The sequence below is a fragment of the Afifella sp. YEN Y35 genome (genome assembly GCF_047553465.1).
In the GTDB taxonomy this organism is placed as follows: domain Bacteria; phylum Pseudomonadota; class Alphaproteobacteria; order Rhizobiales; family Afifellaceae; genus Afifella; species Afifella aestuarii.
The window spans coordinates 1,052,756-1,070,118 of record NZ_CP180203.1; the positions used below are offsets into that span (position 1 = coordinate 1,052,756).

Consider the following 17,363-nt stretch of genomic DNA (forward strand, 5'->3'; position numbering starts at 1 on the left):
TCACGCGCTGCGGCTTACTGGTTCGTCGAGGGAGCTGCGGCCGACGCCTGCTCCTTCGGGGTAACGTCCTGCGGTGCGACCTGCATGCCTGGCTGCGCTTTCTGCTGACCTGCGACGATCACCCGGTCACCGGCCTCCAGGCCTTCGGTGACGACGATTGCCGGACCACGCTGCTCGCCTGTTTCGATGCGACGCTGCTCGACCTTGTTCTCGTCATTGACGATGAGGGTGTAGGTGCCCTGCTGATCGATGAGCATGGCCGATTGCGGCATCAGGAGCTTTTCTTCGGGCTTGCGCGCGGCGACGATCACATCGACGAGCTGCTTGTCGTACAAAACTCGGTCAGGGTTTGGGACGCGGGCACGCACCATCACTGAATCGGTCCCCTCGTTCGCCTCAATGTTGGTGAAGAGAATCTCGCCCTCTTGATCGTAGATGCTGCCATCGGCGAGGCGCAGTTTGATGACGACCTCGTTCCTTTGGGTCTCCGTCTGACCGATATTCATGAGGCGGCGCTGCGGCACCGGAAAGGCCACGCGCATCGGGTCTTGCTGCACGATACGTGCAAGGGCGCCGCTATCGGGACCGATGAAAGCACCTTCGGAAAAGGCCGCGACGCCGATGCGCCCGCTGATCGGTGCCGTGATCTTCGTGTAACCCAGATCGAGCTGCGCCAGTTTGAGAGCTGCTTCGTTCTGACGAAGAGTTGCCTCCGCCTGATCTCGGTTGGCGCGCGCTTCGTCGAGCGAGGCCTGCGAGCCGGTATTGCGCTCGCGCAGCGTCTGCTGCCGTTCGTAGCTCAGATTGTTGAGCTCGAGGGCGGCACGCGCATTCTGCACCGCTGCCTCGGCCTGAGAGACTGCTGCTTCATAAGGTGCTGCATCGATGGTGAAGAGTACCTGGCCTTTTTCGACCTCGGCGCCTTCTTCAAATTGACGCTCTCCGAGATATCCCTGCACGCGGGCGCGGATTTCGACGCTTTCTGCGGCTTCAATCCGGCCGGTGAAGACCTGCTGCTCGGTCACGTCACCGAGGCGAACCTGCTCGACACTGACTGCGGGTGGAGCGCCGGCCCCCGGCGCCCCCTGAGCCAAGAGCGGGGCAGGTGCGAGCGCCAGCGCCAATGCGAGTGCGGCGCGCATAGGAAAGGTGCGACGCCCCGTTGCCGGGGAGGGAAGGCGAAGATCGATCATCTAGGAGCTACCAGTTCGAATGCAGGCGCCACTTCGGTGCGCTCACTTCCGGCGATGACATAATTCCTGCCATCAGAAAAGCAAACAGTCGAGTACCGATTCCAGTGTAGGGGTTACCAAATAGACGTACGGTGACCTTGAAGGCCGTGGGCCTGACGCATCTACACAAGTATGTGATCCGACGGCGACGACGCTCTCCTGGCTCTCTGCTCGCAGGAGACGAGTGGGTCGAGGTTCGTCATCCGTGTCTCGGGTGCGATCTCTTACCCATGTCGTCACATCGGACAAATAGGCAATGGTGAGCCCTGTGGGACTCGAACCCACGACCTACTGATTAAAAGTCAGTTGCTCTACCGGCTGAGCTAAGGGCTCTCAGCGCGGGCGGACCCTATGGAAGCGGCCGGTGCGGGTCAAGCCGTTTTGGTTCAGGAGAGCCCCGTATGCCGGGCTTTTGCCCATCGTCGGATGCCGTGCCACGGCCGCGGCCATGTGGACGGCAGGGTCGCGAGCATCAAGCCGGGTAGAACCAGGGCCAGTCCGAGCGCGTGATAGGTGTGAAATTCCTCTCCGAGGAAGATCATCGCGAGCAGGACGCCATAGGGTGGCAGCAGATAGAGGAACATGCCGGTGACGCCCGGTCCAAACACTTTGACGCCGTGCTGGTAGGCGAGAAAGGCGAGCACCGAGGAGATGAAGGCGAGACCCGCGATCGACAGCCACGCGGCGAAGGTTGAAGGAAAGGCCTCTCGTACGACCGCTTCCACCGCAAAGAACGGCAGCAAAACGACCGCGCCGGCGGCGACTATGGCTGTAAACAGCGGCAGGGTCGGGACGGTGTGAAGGGAGCCGCGGCGCAACAGGACCGAATAGACGGCCCACGAGAAGGCGCAGAGCGCGATCAACAGATCACCGGCATTCAATTCGAGCGCGATGAGCCGGCTGAGATCTCCCCGCAGCACGATGACGGCAACGCCGATGAATGCGAGGGCCACGCCGAGTGCCTGGCGCAGCGCAATGCGCTTGCCGCGAAACAGCCATTCCAGAACCAGGATCATCACACCGGACGAGGTGTAGATCAGTGTGGCGTTGGTGGCGTTGGTGTGGCGGAGAGCGAGATAGACGATCGCCCCGCACACACCCATGCCGAGGAAGCCCAGAACAAGAAGCAGACGCCAGTTTTCCAGGAGCGTCTTGCGGTGTTGTCTCAATCCCGCGGCGGCGAGCGGGAGGAGCAGAAGAAGGGCCACCGTCCAGCGCAAGAAGGCGAGGGTGAACGGCTCGACGGTGCTCACCGCTGCGCGCCCGATCACGAGATTGGACGAGAAGAACAGCGGCATGAGCGCCAGAAGAGTGATGTCACGCAGGCGGTTTGAGGAAGCTTGCATCGTTTCGGAGGGGCTTTCGGCTTCGACATACCTGCGCTAACGGGCTGGCAGAATTTGCGCAAGCTGCGGCTCCCTCAAGCGGCGCTGCATCAGGAAAGGGACATATGTCTCAGCTTACGACCATCATTCTGGCTGCGGGCGAGGGCACCCGCATGCGCTCGGCCTATCCAAAAGTTCTGCACCCGATCGGCGGGCTTCCCATGCTGGCCTTTGCGATGCGCGCGGCCCAGGCGGCTGGTGCGGCGCATCTCGGCGTCGTCGTCGGTCCGGGACACGATTCTGTTCGGGCCCTGGTCACCCAAGAAATGCCGCAGGCTGAAGTTTTCGTGCAGGAGGAGAGACGCGGCACGGGGCATGCCGTCATGCAGGCGCGTCCGCTTCTGGAGCGTGCCGAAGGCGTGGTGCTCGTTCTTTTCGGAGACACGCCTTTCGTGACGGCTGAGACGGTTTCGTGCCTCGCCAGTCTCATAGATGACGGTGCCGCGCTCGCCGTCGCAGGCATGCGTCCACCGTCCCCTGCAGGTTACGGCAGGCTCATCACCGAAGCGGGCCGCCTTCTCGCGATCCGCGAAGACAAGGATGCCTCACCGGAAGAGAAGAAGATCGGCCTCTGTAACGCGGGCCTGATGGCGTTCCGTGCGGCTGATATGCCGTCCTTGCTCGAGGCGATCGATAGCGACAACGCACAGGGCGAGTTCTATCTGACGGATGCGGTTGCGATCGCCAATCAGAAAGGTCTTTCGGTCAAGGCCGCTGAGATCGCCTTTGACGAGGTCTTCGGCGTCAACGACAGGGCGCAGCTTGCCGAGGCCGAAGCGCGTTTCCAAAGCGCCCGTCGCCGACAGGCGATGATGGAGGGCGTCAGCCTCGTTGCGCCGGAGACGGTCTTCTTTTCGCACGACACTGTGCTTGGTCGCGACGTGACCATCGAGCCGAACGTCTTCTTCGGCCCTGGGGTTCGCGTTGAAGACGGGGTCAGGATCCATGGCTTTTCGCATCTTGAAGGCTGCGTCGTGAAGGCCGATGCGGAGATCGGGCCGTTTGCCCGCCTGCGGCCGGGAGCCGATGTCGGCGCGAGAGCGAAGGTCGGGAATTTCTGCGAGGTGAAGGCAACCACGCTGGGCGATGGCGCGAAGGTCAACCATCTGACCTATCTCGGGGATGCTTCCGTCGGCGCCGGAACCAATATCGGGGCCGGCACCATCACCTGCAATTACGACGGCTTCAGCAAATCTCGCACGCAGATCGGAGAGGGGGCCTTTATCGGTTCCAATTCATCTCTGGTCGCACCGGTCTCTATCGGAGACGGCGCTTATGTCGGTTCCGGCAGTGTCATTACCGATGACGTTGCCTCCGATGCGCTGGCGATTGCGCGCGGCCGACAGGTGGAGAAGCCGGACTGGGCGAAAACCTTTCGGGCGCGTCACGAAAAAAAGTGACGCCGCTCACCAGGGTGCAGGGCGTCTTCGTCACACTGTGTCATGGCAATTGATTTCCTCGGTGCGCTCGGCTTCGGCATGATCGCGCCGCTGGAAGGGGAGTATTTCTAAATATGTGTGGCATTGTCGGAATCGTCGGAACGACCCCGGTCGCACCGCGGCTGTTGGATGCGCTCAAGCGGCTTGAATACCGAGGATACGATTCGGCAGGTGTTGCGACGCTGGAGAACAAGGAGCTCACGCGCGAGCGCGCCAAGGGGAAACTCGTCAATCTCGGAAACCGCCTGCACGAGCACCCGCTTTCCGGTTTGATCGGCATCGGCCATACGCGCTGGGCGACGCACGGGGCGCCGACGGAAGTCAATGCGCATCCGCATGCAACGGAAAGCGTTGCCGTCGTCCACAATGGCATCATCGAGAATTTTCAGGAATTGCGGGCCGAGATACGGGCCGCCGGACGGGCGCTTCAGACCGACACCGACACGGAAGTCGTCGCGCATCTCATCACTCTGGCGCTCGCCCGCGGGCTCGATCCCGTGGCGGCCGCGGCGGAGACGCTGGCAAAACTCGAAGGTGCTTTCGCTCTCGCCATCCTTTTTGCGCATGAGGACGACCTTCTCATTGCGGCACGCCGGGGCAGTCCGCTCGCCATCGGCTATGGCGACGGCGAGATGTATCTCGGCTCCGACGCCATCGCGCTGGCCCCGTTCACCAACCGGATCACCTATCTGGAAGACGGCGATTGGGCGGTCGTACGGCGTAAGAGCGTCACCATCTATGATGAGAACGGCGTCGAAGTGCGGCGACCGGTCCAGCATTTCGTCGCCTCGAACTTGATGGTCGACAAGGGCAATCATCGGCACTTCATGCTCAAGGAGATTTACGAGCAGCCCGAGGTCGTGGCGCATACGCTCGGCCATTACGTGGATTTCGCTGAACGCCGCGTGGCGCTGCCGGAGGGGGCCGAGATCGATTTTGCGGGGCTCGACCGTCTCGCCATGTCGGCCTGCGGAACGGCGTTTTACGCGGCGCTTGTGGGCCAATATTGGTTTGAGCAGTTGGCTCGCCTGCCGGTCGATCTCGATATCGCTTCGGAGTTCCGCTATCGGGAGGTTCCCCTCGGCGATAAGGGGCTGTCGCTCTTCATCTCGCAATCGGGGGAGACGGCCGACACGCTTGCCTCGCTCCGCTACTGCCGGGAGCATGGGCAGAAGATCGGTGCGATCGTCAACGTGCCGACATCCACGATCGCGCGCGAGGCCGATTACATTTTGCCGACACTCGCCGGACCCGAGATCGGCGTCGCCTCGACGAAAGCGTTCACCTGCCAGCTCACGACACTCCTCGCGCTTGCAATCGGCGCCGGACGTCAACGCGGACATCTCTCGCGCGAAGACGAGGAACAGCTCGTTCAGGCTGCAATCGAGATGCCGCGGCATCTTTCGCAGGCTCTCAAACTCGAGGACGAGATCGAGGGGCTGGCGAAAGAGCTGTCCCGCGTCAAGCATGTGCTCTACCTCGGTCGCGGCAAGAGCTTTCCCCTGGCGCTCGAAGGCGCTCTGAAGCTCAAGGAAATCTCCTATATTCATGCCGAGGGCTATGCGGCGGGCGAACTGAAGCACGGGCCGATCGCGCTCATCGATGAGACGATGCCGGTCATCGTGGTGGCGCCTTACGACAAGGTCTTCGACAAGACCGTCTCCAACATGCAGGAAGTCGCGGCGCGCGGCGGACGAATCATTCTGCTGACGGACGAAGAGGGCGCGCGGAGCGCTGCTGTCGATACGATGAAGACTCTGATCCTGCCGAGCATGCCGGCCGCGATCGCGCCCATCGTGTATGCCGTGCCGGTGCAGCTGTTGGCCTACCATACCGCGGTTTTTATGGGCACCGACGTCGACCAGCCCCGCAATCTCGCCAAGTCCGTAACGGTCGAATAGAGCCCAAAATTTTCGCGCGCGGTCCGGCGCGACGGGCGTTATGATGGGTGACCTGGCACCTTCGCCAGTGGGGTTTTGTGGATGGAAACCGAGGACGCAGAGCGGGGGGCAAAGCCGCAGCGGCGGCACTCGAAAGCGGGGCTCAGGCTTCGCAACTATTTCCTGACCGGTATCGTCGTTGCCGCGCCGATCGGCATCACGTTTTATCTCACCTGGGCTTTCGTGGCGTGGGTGGACGGATGGGTGAAGCCGCTCATCCCCCACGCTTACAATCCCGACAATTATCTGCCCTTCTCGGTTCCGGGTTTCGGGCTCATCGTCGCCATCTTCCTTCTGACGATGCTGGGCTTTCTGACAGCCAACCTGGTCGGGCGCACGATTGTCGCGTACGGGGAGCTCCTCCTCGATCGTATGCCGCTCGTGCGGAATCTTTACCGGGCGCTGAAGCAGATCTTCGAGACGGCCCTTTCACAATCGAGCCGCTCGTTTCAGCAGGTCGGGCTGATCGAATATCCGAGGCGCGGGCTGTGGGCGCTGGTCTTCATCGCCACCGACACGAAGGGGGAGATCGCCGAGCGTCTCCAGGAAAGCGATACGGATACGATGGCCGTCTTTCTGCCGACCACACCAAATCCGACCTCAGGCTTTCTGCTCATCGTGCCGCGCCAGGATGTCATTCTGCTCGATATGACAGTCGAGGAGGGCGCCAAGCTCGTCATTTCTGCAGGGCTCGTCGCCCCGGAATATCAGCGCAAGACCAAGGCTCTCGCCCGCGAGGCCAAGGAAGCGGCAGATGATGAGAGAGAGGCGGCGGAATAGACGAGAGGGAATTTCCGCACGTCTCCTGCGCTTATGCGCTCAGCCCGAGCGCATAAGCCGGATCGCTTCGTCTCTTCCGAAAAGATAGAGAAGACATCGGACGGCCTCGCGACCCGCATATCCGCCCTTTTCTTCACGGGCGAGGATGAGCTTTGCCTCGTCTCTCGCGAGCGCCAGGAGATCACCATGGAATTCCGGCCGGGCGAGCCGGAAACCCGGCATGCCGGACTGCCGCGTGCCGAGAAGGTCGCCTTCGCCGCGAAGCTTCAGATCCGCTTCGGCGATGACGAAGCCGTCATTCGTTTCCCGCATCACCTTGAGCCGTTCGCGGGCCGTTTCGCTCAAGGGCGGCTTGTAGAGCAGGAGACAGCTCGAGGGCTTGTCGCCGCGCCCGACCCGGCCGCGCAGCTGATGAAGCTGGGCAAGGCCGAAACGTTCGGCATGTTCGATGACGATGATGGACGCATCGGGGACATCGACGCCGACCTCGATCACCGTGGTCGCCACGAGAACGGCGCCGCCGGCCTCTCGGAAACGCTGCATCGCTGCGGCCTTTTCGGCAGCCTTCATGCGCCCGTGGATGAGCAGGGCCCGCGATCCGAACATCTTTTCGAGGTCGCGAAAGCGCTCTTCCGCCGCCGCCACGTCGAGCGATTCCGATTCTTCGACGAGCGGGCAGACCCAATAGACCTTTTCCCCTTTGTCGACGGCGGAACGGATTCGCTCTTTCACTTCTAAGAGCCGCTCGGAGGAGGCGACACGCGTGTCGATGGGACGTCGTCCTGCCGGCTTTTCACGCAGCTCGGAAGTCTCCATGTCGCCGAAATAGGTGAGGACGAGCGTGCGCGGGATCGGAGTTGCCGTCATGACGAGCAGATCCGGCGCGCTCCCTTTGGCCGACAGGAGCATGCGCTGGTGGACGCCGAAGCGATGCTGCTCGTCGACGATGACGAGACCGAGATCCTTGAAAGCCACGCTCTCCTGAAAGAGGGCGTGTGTGCCGATCGCGATATCGATGTCACCGGCTGCGAGCGCTGCAAGTTTCTCGCCGCGGCCGGCGATGTCCTTGCCGGTGAAAAGGGCGGTCGTCAGCCCGATCGAATCGGCAAGCGGTGCGATCGTCGCAAAATGCTGGCGTGCCAGGATCTCCGTCGGTGCCATCAAGGCGGCTTGTCCGCCATCTTCGCTGACATCGAGCATCGCGGTCAGTGCGACCAGCGTCTTGCCGGACCCGACGTCGCCTTGGAGGAGACGCAGCATCCGCTCCGGCGAACGCAGATCCTTGCGGATGTGGGCGACGGCATCCTGCTGGGCTTGCGTGAGCGCAAAGGGCAAGATCTCGTGCAGCTTTGCGGCGCGGCAGCCAGAGAATTGACGCGCTTTGCCAGCAGTCTTGCGAGCGCTTCGGCGCACCAGCCCGAGGGCGAGCTGGCTTGCAAGCAATTCGTCGAAGGCGAGGCGCCGCCAGGCAGGCGCTTCGGGCAGGAGGGCTGCGGCCTCCTGCGGCCGGTGCATCGTCGCGAGAGCCTCGGTGAGCGAGGGCCATTTCTCTCGCGCCATCAGGTCCGACGTAATCCATTCCGGCAATGCCGGCGCCCTTTCGAGCGCCGCCCGTATGATTTTGCCGAGGACCCGGGAGGACAGACCCTCCGTCAGCGGGTAGATCGGCTCGACCATCTGAATCTTGTCGGCCGCGCCCGGCTCCATCACCTCCGGATGCACGATCTGGGCGCGATAATCGAACCAGTCGAGGCGTCCCGAAACCGTGCGGGTCGCGCCGAGAGGCAGGATTTTTTCGATCCACTGGTTGCGAATGTTGAAAAAGATGAGCTCCACGGTGCCGCGGCCGTCGTCGAGAATGACGCGATAAGGCGCGCGCGAATGCCGGCGTGGCGCTTCGTGATGTTCCACTTTGCCGGTTACGACGACATGGCCTTGCTGTGGAAGCTCGTCCAGGCTAGCGATCTGCTGTCGCGCAATCGCTGAAACCGGCAGATGGAAGAGCAGGTCGCGCACAAGAGGTGGCCCCTCGGCCACGCCGGTCACCCGTGCGAGAAGCTTCTCCACTTTCGGTCCCACCCCAGGCAGCGAGGCGGCCTCTGCAAAAACCGGATCAAGAAGGGCGGGGCGCATACCTCTTCCTGCCTTGCGCTGCGCGCGGCGGCAAGATGCATCTCTTGCCCGCTTGGTCTGAGTGGATAAATCTTGGCAGGGCGTGAGCTCCCGCCCATAAGGAATGTGACACCCGATATGGCAGACGAAAAATTTGAAGAGCGGCGCCGACGCGCCCATTTTCGCGCCTGGCGCCGCGGTACGCGCGAGCTGGACCTTCTCGTCGGGCGCTTCGGCGACAGCGTTTTGCCATCTGCCGACGAGCGGCAACTTGCGGAATTCGAGCGGCTTCTCGAACTGCCGGATCTCGCTCTCTACAGCTGGATCGTCGGGCGCGAAGAGGTGCCGGCCGAGCATCAGAGCGCGATGATTTCAGGATTGATTGCCTTCCACAAAAGAGAACGAAATTCGGATGTCGAAATCCTCCAGCGCTGAGCGGCTGAGCGATCTTCTGGCGGAAAACCGCCATCTCACCCTGTCCGGTGTGCCGGACGGGCTTGAGGGGCGCGTCCTTGCCGATCTCGTGCGTTTGCGTCGCCTCCCGGTCACGTTCGTTGCGCGGGACGCGCGTCATCTGGAGATGGCGAAAGAGAGCCTGCGTTTCTTTGCTCCGGATATCCGGCGCCTGACGTTTCCCGCCTGGGACTGTCTGCCGTATGACCGGGTCTCGCCTAACGCCGACGTCGTGGCGCGCCGGATGGCGACGCTGAAGGCGCTCGTCGATGCAGGTCCGCAGGCGCCGCTCATCCTTCTGACGACAGCCAATGCGATCATTCAACGGGTGCCGCCGCATGAGTGGGTGGCGCGGCATGTGTGGAGTGCCCGCGCTGGTGACGTGACGCCCATGGAAGGGTTGGTCGCGCGTCTGGCGGCCGACGGTTTTGAGCGCGTACCGACGGTCCGGGCGGTTGGCGAATACGCCGTGCGCGGCGGTATCGTCGACCTTTTCGCTCCAGGGGATACGGGGGCAATCCGCTGCGATTTCTTTGGCGACACGCTGGAGACGATCCGTCCCTTCGATCCGGAGAATCAACGCACGACCGGACAGGTCTCGCGCCTCGACCTCCTGCCAGCGAGCGAGATCATCCTCGATGACGAGGTCGTCGCGCGTTTTCGCCAGAACTATCGCGAAGCCTTCGGCGCGGTGACGAGCGACGATCCGCTTTACGAGGCGGTGAGCGCCGGGCGACGCTTTGCGGGCATGGAGCACTGGCTCGCCTTCTTCCATGAACGGCTTGAGACGGTGCTCGATTACGCCGGCGACACGCTGGTGGCGGTCGATCATCTGGCAGCAGATACGCTCAAGGATCGCTGGGAGCAGATCGGCGACCATTACGAAGCGCGCAAGGAAAACGCCGATCAGAAGCTCGCCGGCGCGGCGCCCTATAAGCCAGCGGCGCCCGACAGCCTCTATCTGACGCCCGAGGAATGGCAGGCCAAAGTGGACGATCATGCGTCCGCCCGGCTGACGCCTTTCGCATCACCGGGCGATGCGGGCTCCGTCTACGATGTCGAGGGCAGGGCGGGCCGCACCTTTGCTGCCGAACGGGCAGCCGGTGACGTCAATGTCTTCGATGCGCTCGTCGCGCATGTCGCCGATCGCCGCAAGGCCGGCAAACGTATCGTGCTTGCGACCTGGAGCGTGGGCGCGCGAGACCGTCTCATTCAGGTCCTGAGCGACCACGGCATGGAGCGGTTGCAGCCGGTCGAAACCTGGGCTGAGACAGAGGCGCTCGCCAAAGGCATCACCGGCATGGCCGTGATGCCGCTCGAAACCGGTTTCGAGACGCCCGACAGCGTCTTCATTGGCGATCAGGATGTGCTCGGCGACCGCCTCGTGCGCCCGGCACGCAAGCGCAAGCGCGCCGCCGATGCTCTGACCGAGGCTGCGAGCCTCTCGGAAGGCGATCTCGTCGTCCATGTCGATCACGGCATCGGGCGTTTCGACGGTCTCGTCACGATCGAGGCCGCGGGTGCACCGCATGACTGCCTCCAACTCGTCTATGCGGGTGGCGACAAGCTCTTTCTGCCGGTCGAAAATATCGATCTTCTGACGCGTTATGGCGCGGAAGGTTCGGAGACTGCGCTCGACAAGCTCGGCGGCGTCGCCTGGCAGAACCGCAAGGCGCGGCTCAAGAAGCGCATCCGCGAAATTGCCGACGCTCTCATCAAGACGGCCGCAGCGCGGCTTCTCCGTCAGGGTGAGAAGCTCATTGCGCCAGACGGCCTCTACGGAGAATTCGCGGCCCGTTTTCCCTATGAGGAAACGGATGATCAGGATGCTGCGATCGAGGCCGCGATCGGCGATCTCGGTTCCGGCCGGCCGATGGATCGGCTGGTCTGTGGCGATGTCGGTTTCGGCAAGACCGAAGTTGCGCTCAGGGCCGCGTTCGTCGCCGCGATCAGCGGCAAACAGGTGGCCGTGGTCGTGCCGACGACCTTGCTCGCCCGACAGCACTACAAAACCTTCGTCGAGCGTTTTCGCGGATTGCCGCTGCACATCGGCAGCCTTTCCAGACTCGTCGGCACGGCGGAGAAAGCACGGGTCAAGGCGGGGATCACCGACGGCACGATCGATATCGTCGTCGGCACGCACGCGCTTCTCGCGAAATCTGTCAATTTCCGCGATCTCGGCCTCGTCATCGTCGACGAGGAGCAGCATTTCGGCGTCAAGCACAAGGAACGCCTGAAGGAGCTGCGCTCGGCCGTGCACGTCCTGACGCTGACGGCGACACCCATCCCGCGCACGCTGCAGCTCGCACTGACGGGTGTGCGCGACCTCTCCATCATCGCGACGCCGCCGGTCGACCGGCTGGCGGTGCGGACTTTCATCTCGCCGTTCGATCCCCTGATCGTGCGCGAGGCTCTGTTGCGCGAACGCCTCCGTGGCGGCCAGTCCTTCTACGTTGTGCCGCGGATTTCCGATCTTGCCGAAGTGAAGGAGTTTTTGGACCAGAATCTGCCGGAGGCGCGGGTTGCCGTCGCCCATGGCCAAATGCCCGCGAGCGAGCTCGATCAGGTGATGAACGCCTTCTACGACGGCCAGTACGACGTCCTCCTGTCGACGACGATCGTGGAATCGGGCCTCGACATTCCGACCGCGAACACGCTCATCATCCATCGCGCCGACATGTTCGGTCTGGCGCAGCTCTATCAGCTGCGCGGACGCATCGGCCGGTCCAAGAACCGCGCCTACGCCTATTTCACGGTGCCGGCGAAGAAGACCATGACGACGACGGCCGAGCGGCGCCTCAAGGTCCTGCAGTCCCTCGATTCGCTCGGCGCTGGCTTCCAGCTCGCCAGCCACGATCTCGATATCCGTGGCGCCGGCAATCTTCTCGGCGAAGAGCAGTCCGGCCATATCAAGGAGGTCGGTTTCGAGCTTTATCAGCAGATGCTCGAGGAGGCGGTGGCAAGTCTCAAGGCCGGCGACGAGGAGCTTGCCGAGGGCAAGTGGTCTCCGCAAATCACGATCGGCATGGCGGTCATGATTCCAGAGACTTACGTCCCGGACCTGACGCTTCGCATGAGCCTTTATCGACGTCTTGCAGACCTCGAAGACGCTGGCGACATCGACGCTTTTGGGGCGGAGATGATCGATCGTTTCGGGCCGTTGCCGGATGAGGTCGATCATCTTCTGAAGGTCGTCTACGTGAAATCGTTGTGCCGCAGAGCCAATGTCGAAAAGGTCGATGCCGGGCCGAAGGGCGTGGTGATCGCCTTCCGCAACAACGAGTTCGCAAATCCCGGTGGCCTCGTGCGCTATATCGGCGAGCAGGGCTCGATGGCGAAAATCCGTCCCGACCAGCGTATCGTTCTGTCACGCGATTGGCCGCGGCCTGAAGACAGGTTGAAGGGCACGGCCTCGCTTTTGACGCGTCTTGCCAAGATTGCCGAGGAAGGGGCGCAGAAAGCCGCTTAAGGCACGGCTGATTGCGAAGAGAGCGCTTCGATGATGCGGCATTCGTCGATCGTGCCGCCCCGACAGCTCTCCTTCATCCGCCGGAGCTCGCGTGCGAGGCGCCGAAGGTCGGCGATCTTGTCCTCCACCTCGACGAGGTGGGCGGTGACCAGCCGGTCGACGGCGGTGCAGTCGCGCTCGGTATCCGCTGATAGCTCGAGGAGTTCCCGGATCTCGTCGAGGGTGAAGCCGAGAGCGCGGGAGCGCCTGATAAAGCTCAGCCGCTCCTGATGCATCTTTGAATAGGCGCGATAATTCCCGCCCGTGCGTGGCGGAGCCGGCAGAAGCCCGATTTTCTCGTAATAGCGGATGGTGACGATCTTCGTGCCTGTTGCGGCAGCAAGATCGCCAATTCGCAGAAGCGACGGCTCTGTCACGCTCTTGACCCTATAGCGGCTAGAGAGTGCAGCCTAGCAGCCTATTGGATCGGATGTGAGGCCGAGATGAGCGGTTGCTGCGAGGACGAATGCTGTGGGAACGCAATCCGCGGTGATGACGGACGCTTTGCCCGGCTTCTCTGGATCGCGCTTGTTGTGAATGCCGGGATGTTCGTCGTGGAGGCAGGAGCGGGATTTGCCGCCGGGTCGCTGTCGCTGCAGGCCGATTCGCTCGATTTCCTCGGCGACGCGGGAAATTATGCCGTCAGTCTGATGGTCGTCGCCTCGGCACCGGCCGTGCGAGCCAAGGCCGCGCTTTTGAAAGGCGCCACGATGGGGCTCTTTGGTCTTTGGATCGTGGCTGCAACCGTCTGGCGTGCCTTCAATGCGGTGCCGCCGGATCCCCTGACGATGTCCTGGGTCGGGCTCCTCGCGCTCATCGCCAATCTCGGTGTGGCCGGCCTTCTGTGGGCCTATCGCGGGGGCGATGCCAATATGCGTTCCGTCTGGCTTTGTTCGCGCAACGACGCGATCGGCAATCTCGTCGTGCTCGTTGCAGCCGCCGGCGTCTTCGGGACGCAGACGGCCTGGCCTGATCTCATCGTCGCGGCCGTGATGGCTTCGCTCGCGCTCCAGGCTGCGACGATGATCGTGCGCCACGCGTTTCTCGAACTTCAGGACGAAGCCCGTGAGCAGAAGCCCGCCTAGAAGATAGCTGGAGCTGAGTGAGCCGTAAGCCGGCCCTCTTAGGCCGGTCCGTTGTCGTTGGCGTTGTGCGACGCCGCCAAAGCCGCGTTGAAAGCCTCGACGAGGACCTCAGGCGCCTGTGCGCCAACGACGACATAGCGGTTGCCGACAACGAAGGTCGGCACGCCGCTCACGCCCATCTGACGGGCGAGGGCGATTTCCTCCTCGACCAGTTCTCGGTCGGCGCCGCTGCCCAGAAGATTCGAGACGATGTCGCGATCCATGCCGGCGTTGCCGGCGATCTCCGTCAGCGTCTCCGGCTCGTTGAGACGCCGGCCCTCGATGAAATAGGCATTGAACAGCGCCTCGACGATCACGTCCTGCACGCCGGCGCTTGCCGACCAGCGGATGAGGCGGTGAGCGTCGAGCGTGTTGGGTGAGACCTCGATCGCATCGAAATCGAAGGGAATCGCTTCCTGCGCTCCCGCGGCGCGCACGTCGACGTAGAGAGAGCGCGCTCTTTCAGCCGAGCCGAATTTCTCCGCAAGATAGAGGCTGCGGTCCTTGCCTTCCGGCGGCAAGGTCGGGTCGAGCTGATAGGGGCGCCAGCGGATGTCGAGCGGAATGTCGGTCTGGCTCGCGGCCTTTTCCAGGCGTCGCTTGCCGATGAAGCACCAAGGGCACATCACATCGGAGATGACGTCTACGGAAAGGCGGCTGGTCGGAGGAAGTTCGTCTCTCATGCGAGGAACTTAGCGCGAGGCACCTGTCTGGCCAGCGTCAATGCTGCGAGGCCTCGGCCGACCACCAGGTGGTCGGCTCCGGTCCATAAAGCGACCCGTGCGAGGGATGGGAAAGCCTGTTCCAATAGGCGACCCACTCGGCGGGGGCATGAAAGAGCGGCACGACGTAAAAGCCGGAAATGAGGACCCGATCGAGCGCGCGGACCGCGGCGACGAAGGTCTCCCGGCCTCTGACCGACAGCAGGCTTTGGATCATCGCGTCGATGGCGGGATCGGAGGCGCCGGAGAAATTGAAGCTTCCCGGGCTTTCTGCAGCTGCGGAGGACCAGCGGAAGGATTGCTCACTCCCGGGAGAGAGAGACGCGAAGGCGAGATTGTACCTGATCATGTCGAAGTCGAACGACTTCAGCCGCTCCCAATACTGGCTTGCATCGACCTGCCGGACATTTGCGCTGATGCCGACGAGCGCCAGCGCGTTCTGGTACGCGAGAGCCAGCCGCTCGTCCTCGCGCGTCATCACCAGAATTTCGAAGGCGAAGGGCTCACCCGTCTTCTCGTTGACGATCTTGCCGCCCTGGCGGACCCAGCCGGCCTCTTTCAGCAAGGCGAGGCCCTTGCGGAAATTGTCGCGGTCGCGGCCGCTGCCGTCGCCTTCGGGCGGACGATAGCTGCCGTCCATCACAGATGGGAGGACCGCATCAGGGTAGGGCGCGAGGAGCTTTTTTTCTTCTTCGGAGGCGGGGCGACCGATTGCCGAGAGTTCAGAGCCCTCGAAATAGCTTGCGGTGCGGTCGTAGGCGCCGAGGAAGAGGTTTTCGTTGAGCCATTTGAAGTCGAGAAAATAGCCGAGCGCCTGGCGCACGCGCTTGTCGGCGAAAACCGGCTTCCGGGTGTTCATGAAGAAGCCATTCATCCCCTTGGGGATGCCCGTATCGAACTTTTCGAGTTTGACCAGGCCCTGTTCCACAGCCGGGAAGCGATAACCGGTCTGCCAGCGGCTCGGATCCTTTTCCCGATGATAGTCGAAGAGCCCTTTCTTAAAGGCTTCGAAGTAGGTGTTGGTGTCGCGGAAATACTCCAAGCGGATCTCGTCGAAATTGTCGAAGCCGCGCTTCACCGGCAGATCCTCGCCCCAATAGTCGGCCCGCTTTTTCAGGATGATGGAGGTGCCCGGGCGGGTCTCTGCGACCTCGTAGGGGCCGGAGCCCATAAGCGGCGTGAGGCTGCTTCGGGAAAACTCTTCTTCCGAAACGGCGTGTTTGGGGAAGATCGGAAGCAACGCGACGAGAAGCGGCAATTCGCGGCTGGCGCCCTCACCGAAGGTGAAGTGCACCGTGCGTTCGCTCTCGGCTGTGACATCTGCCACCATGGCATACCAGGTTTTCGGGCGCCCATGGTCTTTCAGGAGGTTGAAAGAATAGACGACGTCGTGCGCCGTGACCGGCTCACCGTCGGCCCATTTCGCTTGCGGGTGTATGGAAAACGAGATCCACGAGCGGTCGTCAGGGACGGTGACGCTCTCAGCGAGCAGCCCATAGAGCGAAAACGGCTCGTCGCGGTTTCGCACCATGAGGCTTTCCCAGACATTGTTGCCCCATTCGTCGTCCCATAGAGCGCGCGGCGCCGTTCCCTTGAGGATGAAGGGATTGAGGCTGTCGAAACTGCCCACCATCGCGTAGGCGATGCGCCCTCCCTGCGGAGCCTCCGGATTGGCATAGGGGAGGTGATCGAAGTCCGCCGGAAGCTTCGGGTCGCCATGCATGGCAATCCCGTGCTGGGGTTCTTGAGCGCTGGCTGGGAGGATCGACGCGACAAACCCCAAGAGCAGCGCCGCGAGCGCGCTCGTGAGGCGAGGGCAAGGCACCATTTGGGATGGCTCTCCAGTTATCGTCTATCGTTTAAGGGCGAGAATCGGACCTTGCGCCAATCTGGCATAGCGTGCAATTGCGGACTATGGAGTTGGCCGCGGGGCTCCGACATGGTGTCGCCGCATTCTGAGGTCTTCCAACCCGGACAGAATGAAAGGGCGCCGCGGGCGCCGAGTCAGTGCGAGGATCATCCATGCAATTTCTTCAGGCCGCGATGCGGCGGTCGCGTTCCATTGCGCAGGTCGCGGCGCCCTTGCTCCTGGTTCTTGCAGTCTCGCCCGCCTGGGCGCAGGACCAGCAGCCGAACCAGGATCAGCAGCAGCCGGAATGGGTCAAGCTGTGCAGCGAAAACCCGCAGAACAAGAAGCAGGTCTGCGTGGTTACACGCGAGCGTCGTGCCGCCACCGGGCAGCTGCTTGCAGCCGTCTCGTTGCGCGAGACGGAAGGCAAAAAGTTCCTGGTTTCCGCCGTGCCGCCGGGAATGCTCTTGCGGCCGGGGCTGCAGGTTCAGATCGACGGCGGCAAGCCCACCAAGGTGCAGTACTCGATCTGCTTCCCGAATCTCTGCTTCGCAGAAGCGGAAGTGAACGACGATTTTCTCGCTTCCATGAAGCGCGGCAGCAAGCTCGTCATCACCACGCTCAACCAGCAGGCCAAGCCGATCAATTTCGACGTCAGCCTGTCGGGCTTCACCGCCTCCTATGAGGGCGAAGCGATCGACCCGAAAGAGCTGCAGGCCGAGCAGCAGAAGCTGCAGGACGAGCTAAAGCGCAAGGCCGAGCAGGCCCGCAAGCAGCTCATCGAGAAGCAGCAGCAGAGCTCCGGTCAGTAAGTCCGGC

Annotated in this window: 13 protein-coding genes and 1 tRNA gene; 7 read left to right on the forward strand and 7 right to left on the reverse strand. The window is 62.7% G+C overall.

What is annotated here, in order from left to right:
- Nucleotides 1-14: 14 nt before the first annotated feature.
- From ACK8CP_RS05105 to ACK8CP_RS05115, 3 genes are all read right to left on the reverse strand, one after another.
- Nucleotides 15-1,193 (reverse strand): efflux RND transporter periplasmic adaptor subunit, encoded by a 1,179-nt coding sequence (locus ACK8CP_RS05105; RefSeq protein ID WP_234628109.1) that lies wholly within the window; start codon nt 1,191-1,193, stop codon nt 15-17.
- A 296-nt stretch (nt 1,194-1,489) separates the two neighbouring features.
- Nucleotides 1,490-1,565: transfer RNA gene (locus tag ACK8CP_RS05110), tRNA-Lys, on the reverse strand.
- Between the two features lie 53 nt (nt 1,566-1,618).
- Nucleotides 1,619-2,578 carry a DMT family transporter gene (locus tag ACK8CP_RS05115; RefSeq protein WP_414833552.1) on the reverse strand — a complete coding sequence of 320 codons (960 nt, stop codon included), beginning with the start codon at nt 2,576-2,578 and terminating at the stop codon, nt 1,619-1,621.
- A gap of 104 nt (nt 2,579-2,682) precedes the next feature.
- Here ACK8CP_RS05115 and glmU point away from each other — a divergent pair, with 104 nt between their 5' ends.
- The 3 genes from glmU to ACK8CP_RS05130 all read left to right on the forward strand — a co-directional run bounded on the left by glmU (nt 2,683) and on the right by ACK8CP_RS05130 (nt 6,776).
- On the forward strand, nt 2,683-4,017 hold the full coding sequence (gene glmU / locus ACK8CP_RS05120; RefSeq protein WP_414833553.1) for a bifunctional UDP-N-acetylglucosamine diphosphorylase/glucosamine-1-phosphate N-acetyltransferase GlmU: 1,335 nt from the start codon (nt 2,683-2,685) through the stop codon (nt 4,015-4,017).
- 113 nt (nt 4,018-4,130) lie between these two features.
- Nucleotides 4,131-5,957 carry a glutamine--fructose-6-phosphate transaminase (isomerizing) gene (gene glmS / locus ACK8CP_RS05125; protein ID WP_414833554.1) on the forward strand — a complete coding sequence of 609 codons (1,827 nt, stop codon included), beginning with the start codon at nt 4,131-4,133 and terminating at the stop codon, nt 5,955-5,957.
- A gap of 81 nt (nt 5,958-6,038) precedes the next feature.
- Entirely contained in the window at nt 6,039-6,776 is a 738-nt protein-coding gene (locus ACK8CP_RS05130) for a DUF502 domain-containing protein (RefSeq protein WP_234628105.1), read from the forward strand.
- Between the two features lie 39 nt (nt 6,777-6,815).
- On the opposite strand, the gene recG is transcribed toward ACK8CP_RS05130, so the two are convergent.
- Entirely contained in the window at nt 6,816-8,909 is a 2,094-nt protein-coding gene (recG, locus tag ACK8CP_RS05135; protein WP_414833555.1) for an ATP-dependent DNA helicase RecG, read from the reverse strand.
- Between the two features lie 117 nt (nt 8,910-9,026).
- Between recG and ACK8CP_RS05140 the strand changes: the two genes are divergently transcribed.
- A complete protein-coding gene (locus ACK8CP_RS05140) occupies nt 9,027-9,323 on the forward strand; it encodes a succinate dehydrogenase assembly factor 2 (protein ID WP_261211462.1) in 297 nt (98 codons plus the stop codon).
- On the forward strand, nt 9,301-12,810 hold the full coding sequence (mfd, locus tag ACK8CP_RS05145; RefSeq protein WP_234628102.1) for a transcription-repair coupling factor: 3,510 nt from the start codon (nt 9,301-9,303) through the stop codon (nt 12,808-12,810). Before ACK8CP_RS05140 ends, mfd begins: the two co-directional genes overlap by 23 nt.
- Here the strand turns inward: mfd and ACK8CP_RS05150 are convergent.
- On the reverse strand, nt 12,807-13,226 hold the full coding sequence (locus ACK8CP_RS05150; RefSeq protein WP_414833556.1) for a MerR family transcriptional regulator: 420 nt from the start codon (nt 13,224-13,226) through the stop codon (nt 12,807-12,809). The genes mfd and ACK8CP_RS05150 overlap by 4 nt on opposite strands.
- Before the next feature lie 66 nt (nt 13,227-13,292).
- Between ACK8CP_RS05150 and ACK8CP_RS05155 the strand changes: the two genes are divergently transcribed.
- Nucleotides 13,293-13,934 carry a cation transporter gene (locus ACK8CP_RS05155; protein WP_414833557.1) on the forward strand — a complete coding sequence of 214 codons (642 nt, stop codon included), beginning with the start codon at nt 13,293-13,295 and terminating at the stop codon, nt 13,932-13,934.
- A gap of 38 nt (nt 13,935-13,972) precedes the next feature.
- Here the strand turns inward: ACK8CP_RS05155 and ACK8CP_RS05160 are convergent, their stop codons facing one another.
- A complete protein-coding gene (locus ACK8CP_RS05160) occupies nt 13,973-14,656 on the reverse strand; it encodes a DsbA family oxidoreductase (RefSeq protein WP_414833558.1) in 684 nt (227 codons plus the stop codon).
- A gap of 37 nt (nt 14,657-14,693) precedes the next feature.
- Entirely contained in the window at nt 14,694-16,523 is a 1,830-nt protein-coding gene (locus ACK8CP_RS05165) for an extracellular solute-binding protein (RefSeq protein WP_414833559.1), read from the reverse strand.
- A gap of 194 nt (nt 16,524-16,717) precedes the next feature.
- On the opposite strand from ACK8CP_RS05165, the gene ACK8CP_RS05170 reads away from it, so the two are divergent.
- Entirely contained in the window at nt 16,718-17,356 is a 639-nt protein-coding gene (locus ACK8CP_RS05170) for an invasion associated locus B family protein (protein WP_234628098.1), read from the forward strand.
- Nucleotides 17,357-17,363 lie beyond the last annotated feature (7 nt).